Origin of the sequence: Bradyrhizobium forestalis (genome assembly GCF_002795245.1) — a bacterium.
In the GTDB taxonomy this organism is placed as follows: Bacteria; Pseudomonadota; Alphaproteobacteria; order Rhizobiales; family Xanthobacteraceae; genus Bradyrhizobium; species Bradyrhizobium forestalis.
The window spans coordinates 46,393-59,672 of sequence record NZ_PGVG01000036.1; the positions used below are offsets into that span (position 1 = coordinate 46,393).

A 13,280-nucleotide genomic window follows, 5' to 3' on the forward strand; every position below is an offset into this window, starting at 1 on the left:
TCTCATTCAAAAACGAGATAGCATGATTAGTTACGCCGTTTGAGAGCGAGTAAAAGCCCTTGAAACTCTTCCCTCTAGGTTCGCGGGTGCTCTACCTTGTCTCTCGTTGCAGAACGGCTCAATCTCGTCCGCCCCTCCGAAACCAAGGCTATCACGGCTCGTGCCGCCGAGTTGCGGGATGAGGGAGCCGATGTGATCACGCTTAGTCAGGGCGAACCGGATTTCGACACGCCTTCCGCTGTTTGCGAAGCCGGCATCCAGGCGATCCGCCAGGGGCGAACGAAATACACGGCGATCGCGGGGATCAAGCCGCTGCGTGAGGCGATCCGCACGAGCTTCGGCCGCGATCACGGACTCGATTACGATATCGACCAGATCACGGTGGGTTGCGGCGCCAAGCAAGTCATATTCAACGCACTCTTCGCGACCCTCAATCCGGACGACGAGGTGGTGATCCCGACGCCGTGCTGGGTTTCCTATCCAGATATGGTGACGCTCGCAGGCGGCAAGCCGGTTCTCGTCGCCTGTGAGGAATTCCATGGCTTCAAGCTGCGCCCGGCGGCGTTGGAGGCGGCAATCACGCCTCGCACCAAATGGCTGATGCTGAACTCGCCGTGCAATCCGACCGGCGCAGTCTACAGCCGCGACGATTTGCTTGCGCTCGCCGCGGTGCTGGGCCGCCATGCTCACGTCCATGTGCTGTCTGACGACATTTATGAAAAGCTGACTTACGATACCGACTTCGCTACCATGGCTGCGGTCGCGCCGAACCTCTACGAGCGCACGCTGACAATCAGCGGTGTGTCCAAGTCCGACGCAATGACGGGGTGGCGCGTCGGTTACGGCGCAGGGCCACGGGCGCTGATCAAGGCTATGAACCTCATCCAAGGTCAGACTTCCTCGCACACCAGCTCGATTTCACAATATGCCGCCATTGAGGCACTGTCCGGCGATCGCAGCCATATCGAGCTATTCGCGAGCGCTTTTCGTCAGCGCCGGGATCTCATTGTTGCCAAGCTGAACCAGGCCGAGGGGCTTTCGTGCCGCGTGCCTGACGGCGCCTTCTACGTTTTTCCTTCCTGCTCTGGTGTTATCGGCAAGCGCAGGCCGGGCGGCGAGGTGATCAAAACCGATACTGATTTCGCCCTATATCTGCTCGACGCTTTCGCCGTGGCTGTTGTGCCTGGCAGCGGATTCATGGCCTCACCCTATATCCGCATTTCCTACGCCTCCTCGCTCGAAGACCTCACTCGCGCCTGCGATCGCATCACCGCTGCCTGCGCGGCCCTATCCTGAAAGAATGCCCGATGTCCCCTGCCAACAACCTCCGCGCTCGCATCGCCGAGACCAGCCTGCTCCACATCATGGCCGCCCATAGCCCGCTTTCGGCCCTCCTCGCAGAAGAAGCCGGATTCGACGGCCTATGGGCTTCCGGCTTTGAGCTGTCGGCGCTTCTTGGCTTGCCTGACATGAGCCTGGTCTCGATGACACAACATCTCGACATGCTCCGGGCGATCGCCGGACGCTCGACGCTGCCGATCGTCGCCGACATCGATACGGGCTATGGCAATGCGATCAATGTCATCCACGCCATCAACGAATACGAGCGGGCCGGCGCCAGCGCCGTCGTTATCGAGGACAAGACCTTTCCCAAAGTATCAAGCCTCATTGCCGGCGGGCGCCAGGATCTGCTGCGTGTCGAGGAATTCCAGGGCAAGATCGAGGCCGCCGTTGCGACAAGACGAGATCCGGATTTTCTCGTCATCGCCCGCACCGAAGCCTTGATCGCCGGCTTAGGCGAAGCCGACGCCCTGCATCGTGCCGAAGCCTACGTGGAGGCTGGCGCTGACATGATCCTGATCCATTCGAAAAAGACAGATTCCTCTGAGATCGAAAGCTTTTCGCGCGCCTGGACCGGGTCAGTGCCGCTCGTGATCGTACCAAACGCCTACCCAGATCTCGACGGCGAACGGGTTAGGGCGCTCGGCAATATTTGCATGATGATCTACGGTAATTACGGCATCCGCGCCGCTGCAACTGCAATGCAGCAGACTTTCCGTCGGATACGCGCCGACGGGGGCGTTCAGAATGCCCATAAGGACATTCTGCCCGTCGAGGAGATTTTCAGACTCCAGAAAATGGAGACGGTCAGAGCAGCGGAAGCTCGCTTCCTTTGCTGAATGATTCCGGCCGATCTTGACTATCGACTTTGAACAGATACACCGCCTCTCCAGTCTTGCTCAGGCGCTGTGCTAGTTCGCCATTCACCGAAGCACCTGAGCTACCGCGCGCTCGCGAAAGTCTTTGTGTCCATAGCGAACAGATCGACCGCCGCGGCTACAATGAAGGCGCGTCTAAGAGACCGTGACGCAAAATTAACTATAAAGACCATCTCGCCGATCGTGTCGCTCCAGCAAGATGCTTTGCTCGCGATATCGCGTTTAGAAGCAGCAATCCGGCCATCGACATCGAAAATCTGATGGAATATGCATTTTTGGACATGCCCTGCCGAAGGAGCAGGCTTTCGAGAAGTTACCGGAGAAGATGACGACCGAACACGATGACGTCCCCCTCAACGCGATCTGAGTATTTGTGACGATCGCCCAGGAAGCGTGACCGGCGCAGCTAGCGTGTTGAGGACGACGCAAAGCTCGGTTAGTTGCTACCTTGACGTGTAAGACTATCTCGGGGCAGACCTCATCGAAAGACGCGGTAGGCGGAGCGGCTTGACGAAATTCGGAAGGCTTTTTCAAACACAATTTGTGAACCGCTGAGACCGTGTGTTTCACTGCTCGGAGAATGTGCCGGCGGTATCGTCCGGGCCAATCGAATTGTGGTCCGCACGTCCCTTTCAACCTTCGCCTACTCTTTGCCGATTCCAACTCTCCAAGCATTTTCGTCCGAGATGAGAGGCGCGATCGTAGATGTGATAAGTTCACTGTCATCGCCGACATCTTCCGACGATTTCGACATTTTGACTGCACGCGATCTTTGTGTCATCGAAGCGGCCGACGATTGGAAACTCTTACAATTAGCAAGTCGTGCGCGTGGGCGCTCCAAATCACGTGAATGGCAAGAGCCTCTCCGTCATTCGATCGATGCCGATTCTGAATGTCACATCCCGACCTGACATATGCCAATGTGGCTAAGGGCGATGAACCTGACTTCAGCAGACATAAAGTCGGGGCCCCGATAGATCATAACTATCTCGCCCTGCCGGCGTTCATGACAGGAACTGCCTTCTGGTGGGCCGGAAATCATTGTTAGCGATCTGGTGCGCCGGGGGCGATTTGAATGTAATACCGGGATCACGTACTCCCAGTGGCATGCGGTATAGGGCGTATGCGGTCGACCGCAGTGATAATCCTGAAATCGACCGCGCTTTCCGCCGGTGGCTAGTCCGCCTTTGTAAAAAGACCGCCCTTCTGGACAACATCTAGCGACATACCATGAGGCTACGGCTACTAAGATGGAAGATTTGAACGCCGCCCCCCAACGAATCGCTCCGCCACATGGCCCGCTGCAGCACCAAGCTTTCTCGAACGCTGTCTGTTGAAACGAGCGGATGAATCCGTTGGATGGTCCGCAACCAAACTTCGGGCTCCTCAACAAGCGTTCTCGTGAGAAGGCCCTTCTGTCGTGCCATCCCTACAATGCTCAAGCGCTGGTGGCTAGAATCGAACAAGGATCATGCTGTGAATACGATCAGCTGTTCCACCACGAACCCCGTTCGCGTCCGGAACCACCAGCGTTCGCGATCCATGAAGATACTCGAGGCCCAAGTCGACCGATGGCACAGGGCTGTAGATCAGATTGACACTGGTAGCCCACAAGCTGCTGTTGATCGCGCTTGAGGTCGTCGTGAATTGGGTCACGTAACTCGGGTAGCTGAGACTGGTGGCTGTAATGAGGGCATTAGCCTGAAGATTTGGAAGAAGCTTATACTGCAGCCCAACAAGGCCAGCGGTCGCCGTCACCGTATCGATTTGAGCCGCCTGAGATGTTACACCAGGCAAACCAAAGTTGGTTACCGCTCCGAATCCTTGACTGACCGTAATGAGATAACGACCGATGCCGGGTCCATAGTTTGCCGTCGCAAACAGCGCCAGACGGTTGTCCAAGAGATTCAGCCCGCCGGTCGCACCTACACCGTAACCTATGGTCGATGCGTGATATCGTTGGGCGAGAGCGGAAGCAGCCTCGTTGTTAATTCCAATGTTACGGACCATCCCTCGGAGGGCGAAAAATGCGTTGTCCCCTCGCCAGATGACGCTCGCGGCGCCATCTGGGACCGAGCTCAAGGTAAAGCCTGCGCCACCATTAGAATCTGGATAACTCGTTCCAGCTGTACTTGTGACGTCGCTGTAAGTGTTCTCCAAGCCCACACTAAACGTCGTAGCGCCATAACTCTTTCGGTATTGAATGGCCGCTTGGCGAACAGCGCTCGTTCCGGGCGTCGTCCAGTCAGAGACACTGCGTAGTGGGTTAAGTGTGCAATCGCTGAAGACCGAGTAGGTCTGTCCTGCAACTACTGACCCCCAACCATCCGTATTGCCAAATTCTCCAAAAGCCAGCCGAAGCCTTGTGGTGAAGCTCGATGCAGTTGTCTGACTCGTGGGATCGGACTGTCCAGCCCAATCGACCTCGAAGTAGGTACGGGCAGCTCCGAAGCTTTCGCTAATTGGAGTTCTTGCATCAAGGGCAACGCGAGACCATCGAGCTCCGACAGCAACGTCTCCGGGAGTTTGGAGACCTTTCGGCCCACCCGATAGCGGAAGGGACGGCACTGCAATATTGTCGGATCTGTTGCGCGGACCGAGATCTCCGTAGGCATGAACCTTTGCATAGCCAGAAATCTTGAACGACGTGCTGCTGCCCGGAACTCGCATGCTCCCGGGAAAGCTTCCTTGTAGAGGATCCGCTCCACTCTGCGCCGCTTGCGCCTTCGCGCGAGCAGCTTCAGCCTGAAGTCGCGCCTGCTCTGCGTGCGCGCGTGCCTCTTCTGCTTCTTTTTGGGCGAGCTTCGCTAAATTGGTCCCAGCACGATCGCTGTGGGCCTCCGTTTGCTTGGCGGCTTCAAGTGACTGGACGCGGGTCTGCAGACGCCTTAGCGCTTTCTTTAGATCGTCCAACGACTCTTCGGCATGAGCTGGAGAAGGATACAAAAGCGCCCAGCCAACCAGGGCGCTCATCGCGAGCCATCCCGATGCAACCAACCTGCTGGCTTGCCGCGACCGCGCAAAATCAGGTTCATATCTAGTACACAACTGTCCGCCAGATCTTTTTAGCACTGAAGCCCCCACATATGCGTAAACATAGCCAGCCATGTTTTTCACGTTGGAAAGAGAATCGTAGATGTCGGTGTTAGCCGCTAAGGCATTGCGCCTAATAGCCGAGGGAGAGACGCGTTCCCCTCAAGCCAATTCGTGTCGACGGGAGTCCGCGCCGCGCCAGTTCGTTTCTGTAGTGGCAACCGCAAAGCTTCTCACGCGAGACAAAGCCCGTGTTCACGCAAGATCCCGACGCGCAGCGTTCGCCCATCAACAGGTTGAGGCATGCGCACGATATAGTGGTCGACCTTTTACACGATCGCCTCGCACGACTATCTGCTGGCGCGCCCGCAACGCTGCGAAGTCGAATAACGCTGGCCGTCAATGCAGGCCGCACATGGCCGCAACGACGCAAGCCAACGCGCTTGGTTGAAAATGTCATGCCTTAGTCCCTAGCCAGACCTCGTTTGCGCCGTCGCAGATATCGTTGGGATGCGATAGGCCAGTGACAGACATCAACTAATCCGATGAACCCTTCTCATTTGACGATTGACTTGTTCGAACGGTTTTGCCCGTCCGTTTGGCGCCGGATCGTCTCCACACGACGCGCGGACTTCCTGGCGTCCTATCTGCAATTGGGTAGTCGCCAGCTCGCAAGCGTAAGGGAAATGTTGTCGGTGCTATCAGCCAGCTCTAGGGTCTGTACCTAATTTGCGAACTCTGATTCCCTCGCACCAGGTTGATTCCGCGCGGGGGACTTCGATGCGCAAAGGACTGTTCTGGCTCAACGACAAGCAATGGGCTCTGATAGAGCCGCATCTGCCAACGAACCAGACCGGTCCGGTGCGCGACGACGATCGACGCATCATCAGCGGTATCATTCACATGCTTCAGTGCGGCGCACGCTGGCGCGATTGCCCGCCCGACTATGGTCCGTACACGACGATCTACGATCGTTTCAACCGCTGGGCCAAGCGCGGACATTGGCGGGCGATCTTTGAAGCGCTCGCCCGCTGCGGCAGAGACGGCGTGACTTTGTCCATCGACTCCACCACGATCAAAGCGCATCGCTCGGCGAGCGGCGGAAAAGGGGGGAGCATGAACAAGCGATCGGCCGCTCGCGCGGCGGGCGGACCACGAAAATCCACGCGCTGAGCGACCCTGGTTGCAGACCTTGCGCATTTCATCTCACTCCGGGGCAAGCCGCAGATATTGCCGCAGGGCCGGCCCTCTTGGAACTCGCGCCGTCCATGTCTACCCTCATTGGCGACAAAGGCTACGATGGCGACGGCTTTCGAGCCGAAATCGTCAATCGCGGCGCCAAGCCGGTCATTCCAAACAAATCCAACAGGGTAACCCTCCACAGCTTCAGCAAACGTACCTATAAAGGGCGCAATGTTATCGAACGCTGCTTCTGCCGCCTCAAGGATTTCAGGCGTCTCGCAACTCGCTACGACAAACTCGCCAGGAATTTCCTGGCTACAGTTCACCTCGCCGCCATCGTTGCCTATTGGATCAATTGAGTCCGAACCCTAGAATGAGATTTCGATCATAATGGACCGGTTGCTATCGAACCATCGCTGCAGCACCGCCTGTCGCGCAAGTTCTTCTCGCAAGTCCTTCTTCCGCAAGCCGTAGAAGTTCTCGCGCGTCCGCCGTTGCCGGGGGCGTGAACTACACCCATCGCCCGGTGCCCCCCGAGCTTCTTCGGGGTTGGACCGGCAACCTGAAATCTTTGCCGATTGGTACGCCAGTGCTAGTCTTCAGCTGCTGCAAGATGCGCAGTCGCGCAATCGAAATCTGCAACCCTTTCCATGCACGCGCAACTCGAGTTCGAGCCTGCGCTAGCCCAGGAGAATGCGAGCAGTCCAAGATGTTTTCGAAGAAAATGGGTAAGACAAAGGGGGCACAGCAGGTCATAACCGACTGGCTGGAGGCCAATAAAGACGAACCGCGCGGCTTCTTCGAGATCCGCAGCGGCGGCTTTGCCGTCCAAGATCCCGGCCTCCGTAAGGCAATCATGGACAAATACAGCGCCTTCACTGACGACCGAGGCCCGGCAGAAGTTCTATTCGATATCGCAAAGAACCGCGGGTGGCGCGACGAAGACATCGATCTGCTGGCAAAGGTACGGGACGGCGGCCCCCCCTTGAAGGCGCGAGTCACGGCAGTGGATCAGGATAGCGTACGGTCCCCCCCCCCGACATACCAGCAGCGGTCGTGATCCGATGGACAGACGCTTGCCCTACCGCGTATCCGCCACTCTCCATCTCGCGAGAGCGTTTCCGTGCGTATCGACTAAGCGGCCGAAGGTGAACATCTCCCTCCCGAAATCAATGAAGACTGCAAATAGCCGGAGTGATGAGGGGGTGTTGCAGCCCCTATGCATCGACCGCATCGCCGGGCCCCACATCAATAGCGCCTGCTCGCTGAACCCCCCTTCTCTTCTCAGAACTGATAGGAGAACTCCGTTTCCGTTTGGGCTATTCCTTCCAGGCTGAGCCGCCCAGCCAAAGCCACAGCCAATCGGCGGCCAATAGCCGACCTTTAAAGTCGCTGATGCTGGTTTCGAATGCAGCGATGTGAGTAGCACATAAGTCGATCGCGAGCCGGAGCACCTCCGCTATGGTTGTTCAACATGAGTGTGAGCTGTCATCCCATCGAAGGGGCATGGTGATTGAGGCCCTCGATTCCCGTTCAAGTGACTGCGCTCCGCCGATTGTTTTTGTCGGTAGAAATCGGGCCGGCAACTGGGTTGCCCGCGAAAAACGGGGCGCATTTGGCGGGCTTTTTATCAACCGCGCTGAAGCTCTGAAATACGCTCTTTTCAAGAACGGACACCATCCAGAGAGCATCATCGAAGTGGCGCGTGAGATCGAGCTCGATATTCCCAGCCCGTGAAGTGCAAAACAAGGATTGACCGGCCTTCTGCATCCCCCGACCCGTCGGAGCGGACACTCGCCAACCGATGTTCTCGAGCGTGCGCACTTCAACCTTCAATTAAGCAGCCCACTGGCTTTCCCCTGCAGGTTCTGTCGATCGACAATCACGGCCAATCATTGCTTCCGCTCGATGAGACGTCACATCGTTATAAACCTGAACATTAGCCGTCCTGCCTCGTCACTGTTCCATCTAGCACGCGGTTCATTACCCAAGCATAGCACAACAAACTAGTCGATTTCATTTGGATCGGCTATCGGGAGGTGGAATACGTTCGCGGGCTTAACGCCATCTCGTTCGCAGCGATACTCAGAAACACCCCGATCGCGGCGTCCGCCGCAAACATATTCAACTTGTAAACTCGAATCCGCTAGATCATCGAGAACGCAACCTTCGCATTGGTGGTCCGCGAAAAGGTAGTTCATTGAGCTAGTTAAGCTTCGTGAGGATCGCCCGAACTTGGTTGAGCGCGAAGAGCGCAAGAGTATCGTGCAACGTCTACCAGCAGCGCACCTTTTGAAATGCGTTTACGGACCATCATTGCCATCTCGGTGTCCCGCCGCACCGTGTACGCCGCTTTTCCGATGACCACGATTTCAGTACCTAAGCCGCTAGGATCGCGACACTTCAATTTGCGACACGTATACGACCGCCGCGTCCGCTGCAGGGGAGACGGAACGATCGCAACGTTGGCATTTGGGATCCGACCGGCCGTCACGCCTTCAAGAGCGTTATGCGCCGATGATCTCACCTCGCCCAGTGGTACGCGGCGCCCCGCAATGCCGATCGGCGACGAAATCGAAGCACGCCCTATTCATAGTAACAGCGCCTGTATTATGGCTATACAGCTGCGCACATGTAATTCGCCTCGCATTCCGCCGGAGCAACCAAAGTCGCCCCTTACATTTTGCTAGATTTGCATCAGCGGCAACGGAACCGCGGCCGTTACTCAATAAGACGCATACGCCGCGCCTTGACAACGCATTGGATACGGGTGCTCGTTTCCAGCTTTCGCATTGCATTTTTGACATGAAAGTTGACGGTGTTCTCGCTCACTTTCAGGATGACTCCGATGGCCCAGGATGTCTTGCCCTCCTCGACCCATCGTAAGCACTGTCTTTCCCGTGCCGACAAAACAATCTCTTCATCCGCCATGAGTTTCTCCCGGAGCAGAGAGGACGTAGGACGAGATCAGCAAATGCCATACCAGTCGGTGGCACCGCAAACTCTGGCGGCAGACCAAGATTTTTGGGAGATTTTCCGGCGCACTTCTCCAGGAGACTGCGGTTCAACTGCAGTCCTATCGACGGGATCGCGACATACGTCGACAACGCAACAGCAGTATTTCCGACAACCGTAGCAGTCGATATTTGCTCAACATCAATGTGAGCTAGATATCACCTTTTGGCCAAGCGTTCCTCTCCCGCAAGGGGTGAATGCTCCGTGAAGGGCCGTAGCACCTGGCTCGCGAGCCGAGACCCTCATTTGTACCAAACCAACGTGTCGGCTGCGATCCACCATTACAACAGCCCCGCGTTCGGCGCCAATCCTACGGCGATAATGCAAGCTCTTATCGCCCCAATCAACTACCAAGGCTGGTCATTGATCGGACTCACAACAAAAAGGATATGAGCAGTAGGGTTTGTGCCAAATCGAAGCTCGGCCTCCAGGACTTCTGCATGAAGTATCGTCACAATCCACTCGGCCCAACGCAGGTCATCAATGCACTCGGCCATCGCCTGTCGAAATACTTCGCGCCCAGGTCTGCTCGAATGGTGAGCTCTCGTTTGTGATGGAGGCGCATGACGCCCTGTCCGCCACAATCTCTCAGCGCTCAGGATTCAAGGGGCTCTGGGCGTCTGGCTCGTCGATTGCTGGCTCGCTCGGCTACCGCGATGCCAATGAAGCTTCATGGACCCAGCTCGTCGAGAGCATCCAACGCATAGTGGACTCGACCGCGCTAGCTGTGTCGTTGACGGCGACGGGGTTTGGGCAACTTCAACGATGCCCGCCTCCTCGCACGCAAACCCCGTCAGGGTCGCGCGGCGCGCGTCTCGCCTGAGGACTAAGATGAACTCGCTCATTGGGGAACGGCATTCGCGCGCCGACTACGACGAATTCTCGGGCTGCGAAGGATACGGTCGCTGAAAACCTGGCTCTCGCGGCTAGGATCGAAGCGCTGATCGCCGGCCATGGATTGAACGAAGCCATCTTGCGTGCTCACGTCTATGCCGATGCTGGAGCCGATGCAATCTTCATTCACGCGCGAAAGAGAACCGCTGACGAAATGCTTTCGGTTGTCACCGAGTGGCGGAACCGGCTACCTGATTGTTCCGACGACATACTATCGAACGCTCTCAGCCTATCGTGGTGCGCGCATCTCCACGGTCATCTGGGCCAATCACTTATGCGAGCTGCAGCAGCTGCAACGCGGCGTGTCTACGATAGTATCCTCGCTCAGGAGGGCGTTCCGAGCATTGAAATCTCATATCGCCCCAGTCAGCGAGATCTTCGAGCTCCTGGGGTATGACGAACTCGCATTGGCCGAAAAGCGATATCTGCAGCCCCTCTAATCTATGGTGACAGGTTTTGTCACCTAACGTTGCCCTCCTGAAAAGCCGCCGCGATCCGAACACCCATCGCCTCTCGTCAGTCTTGCTTCGGTGTCAACCAAGACTCGAGTTTCTAATCCTGGCGACGCTTTGACACGGCGGAACAGCTTTCCCCTGCCAGTTGATATTCCAAGCGCGGATGACGATGATACCGACGTGTTATCCACGATGGTCATGGGTTAACGTCAGAGAACGTCGCATTTACTTTAGGTCGGGAGCGTATGCTTAAAAGGGCAGTCCGGGTTATGGCGTTAGCCAGATCAGCTTGCCATCGATGAGCGCCTTCGCCGCGGACATCGCTCAAGCCGATCGGACGGCCCGGCTCAACCATATCTGCGAGCCACGTCTGAAAGAATCATGCGCCGTTGCGTCAACGCTCACGCGCGCCTCCCTCACCAGATTGTAAAAGGGATGTGGGACTATCAGGCCGGTGCTCATGTCCCTCCAGCACGGCCAAATAGCCCTAGGGCTACGGAGATGCGGCCAGCCATATTTTAGGGCTGGCCGTCCGCCGAGAGCGGACCGAACTCGACGGCCTGCCGCTCGAACAGACTGCGATAGATGCCGCCGGGTTGCACGATCAGTGCCGGATGCGTGCCCTGCTCGACGATCTGGCCGCGATCGAACACCAGGACGCGGTCGAGGCCGCGCACCGTCGACAGGCGATGAGCGATTACGATCGAGGTGCGGTCCTTCATCAGCCGTTCCATCGCCTCTTGGATCAGCGCTTCCGATTCCGAATCCAGGCTCGACGTCGCCTCGTCCAGAATCAACACTGGCGCATCGGCAAGGAACGCGCGCGCCAGCGCAACGCGCTGCCGCTCGCCGCCCGACAGATTTACGCCGCGCTCACCCACCAACGTGCCGTAGCCCTTCGGCGATCGTATGATAAAGTCATGCGCATTGGCGAGCCTCGCGGCCTGCTTGATCGCCGCCATGCTCGCGCCGGGCCGGCCATAAGCGATGTTTTCAGCCAGCGAGCGGTGAAACAGGATCGGCTCCTGCTCCACGATCGCGATCTGGCTGCGCAGCGACTGCTGCGTGGCTTTCGCAACGTCCTGGCCGTCGATCAGGATCCGGCCGCCGGAGACGTCGTAGAGGCGCTGAATCAACTTGACGAACGTGGTCTTGCCGGAGCCGGAGCGGCCGACCAGACCGATCCGCTCGCCGGCGCGGATCTTGATCGACAATCCGTCGTAGAGCGGCACGCGATCGCCGTCATAGAGGAAGGTGACGTCCTCGAACGTGATGCGCCCACCGTGAATGTCGATCGGCTTGGCGTCGGGGGCATCGACAATGCCGATCGGCTCGCCATAGATGGTAACGAGTTCCTCCATGTCGTTCACCGAGCGCTGCAGATTGTTGATGTGCATCCCGACGTCACGCAGATAGGCGTGGATGATGTAATAGCTTGTCAACACATAGGTGACGTCGCCCGGAGAGGCGCGCCCCGCTATCCACAGCAGGATGGCGCCGCCGATCACCGAAGCACGGAAACACAAGAGCATTACGAGCTGCACCGCGCTCGTGCCATTGGACCGCAGCCAAGTGCGCTGCACCCGCGCCCGCCAGCGTCTGACGACACCGTCAAGCCGCGCATCCTCACGCGCCTCAGCGCCGAAGGACTTCACCACAGTATTGCAGGTGAGCGCGTCCGCTAGCGTGCCGCTGACTTTGCTGTCCCAGGCGTTGGAAACGCGCGCCGCCGGCGCGATGTAACCGATCGTGAATGCCGTCGTGATGGCGACGTAGATCACTGCGCCGAGGCCGATCACGGCGCCGAGCTCGGGCCAATGCAGGCCGAGCAGGATCGTCGAGCCCACGAGCACCGCGAGGGACGGCAACAATGCCATCAGGATAGTATGATTAAGCAGGTCGATCGCCCACATGCCGCGGGTGATCTTGCGGACGGTCGAGCCGGCGAACGAATTAGCGTGCCAGTCGGTTGAGAAGCGCTGCACGCGCATGAAGGCCCCACGGGCCACATCTGACATGGTCTTCAGCGTGAACGGCACGATCGCCTGCAAGCCCGTAAACCGCAATATAATCGAGAGCAGACCAAGCGCGAGGGTGCCAACGAACGCAATCAGTGGCGCATGTCGCGCCGCTTGGTCGGAGGGGACCGAGGTCAATGCGTCCACCAGACGGCCGGAATAGACCGGCATGAACAGGTCGGCGACCGTCGCCCCTAAGAAGCCGACGAGGATGACCGTGGCACGGACTGGCTGCTTCAGCCAATGCTCCAACGCAAACGGGAGAACCAGGCCGATTGCGGCGGTCCGTTTGTCATCTTGACTGGTCATGGCGCTAGGGGTTTGTTGCGCACACGGTGTAAAAACCGTTCGATGCAGACCCGACGTGCACAATGCCTGGCGCGCCGTCCGAGGGATGCGATAAATGCCCGCAGTCTGGGGGCTGCGGCCGAACTCTTCTACCCATTTCAGCCACTCTTCGCCTA

7 protein-coding genes and 2 pseudogenes are annotated in these 13,280 nt (G+C 57.8%); 6 read left to right on the forward strand and 3 right to left on the reverse strand.

Translation table 11 applies throughout. From position 1 onward, the window contains the following. Positions 1–96 precede the first annotated feature (96 nt). Positions 97–1,296, forward strand: coding sequence for a pyridoxal phosphate-dependent aminotransferase (locus CVM73_RS30705; RefSeq protein ID WP_167407150.1), 1,200 nt, complete (start codon positions 97–99; stop codon positions 1,294–1,296). Positions 1,297–1,307: 11 nt separating this feature from the next. Next, positions 1,308–2,180: an isocitrate lyase/phosphoenolpyruvate mutase family protein gene (locus CVM73_RS30710; RefSeq protein ID WP_100235526.1), complete on the forward strand. Its 873-nt coding sequence runs from the start codon at positions 1,308–1,310 to the stop codon at positions 2,178–2,180. A 1,491-nt stretch (positions 2,181–3,671) separates the two neighbouring features. Here CVM73_RS30710 and CVM73_RS39405 read toward each other — a convergent pair. Next, complete coding sequence (locus CVM73_RS39405) at positions 3,672–5,192, reverse strand: hypothetical protein (RefSeq protein WP_146006678.1); 1,521 nt, start codon at positions 5,190–5,192, stop codon at positions 3,672–3,674. An 840-nt stretch (positions 5,193–6,032) separates the two neighbouring features. On the opposite strand from CVM73_RS39405, the pseudogene CVM73_RS30725 reads away from it, so the two are divergent. From CVM73_RS30725 to CVM73_RS30735, 3 genes and pseudogenes are all read left to right on the forward strand, one after another. Then, positions 6,033–6,793, forward strand: a pseudogene (locus CVM73_RS30725) (IS5 family transposase). Between the two features lie 350 nt (positions 6,794–7,143). Beyond that, a complete protein-coding gene (locus CVM73_RS30730; protein WP_100235529.1) occupies positions 7,144–7,494 on the forward strand; it encodes a hypothetical protein in 351 nt (116 codons plus the stop codon). Positions 7,495–7,940: 446 nt separating this feature from the next. Next, positions 7,941–8,171 carry a hypothetical protein gene (locus CVM73_RS30735; RefSeq protein ID WP_100235530.1) on the forward strand — a complete coding sequence of 77 codons (231 nt, stop codon included), beginning with the start codon at positions 7,941–7,943 and terminating at the stop codon, positions 8,169–8,171. A gap of 984 nt (positions 8,172–9,155) precedes the next feature. Here the strand turns inward: CVM73_RS30735 and CVM73_RS30740 are convergent. Then, positions 9,156–9,365, reverse strand: coding sequence for a response regulator transcription factor (locus CVM73_RS30740; RefSeq protein ID WP_100235531.1), 210 nt, complete (start codon positions 9,363–9,365; stop codon positions 9,156–9,158). Positions 9,366–10,002: 637 nt separating this feature from the next. Between CVM73_RS30740 and CVM73_RS41830 the strand changes: the two are divergent. After that, positions 10,003–10,740: pseudogene (locus CVM73_RS41830) on the forward strand (isocitrate lyase/phosphoenolpyruvate mutase family protein). A 576-nt stretch (positions 10,741–11,316) separates the two neighbouring features. On the opposite strand, the gene CVM73_RS30750 reads toward CVM73_RS41830, so the two are convergent. Then, complete coding sequence (locus CVM73_RS30750) at positions 11,317–13,125, reverse strand: ABC transporter ATP-binding protein (RefSeq protein WP_100235532.1); 1,809 nt, start codon at positions 13,123–13,125, stop codon at positions 11,317–11,319. Positions 13,126–13,280: the final 155 nt, after the last annotated feature.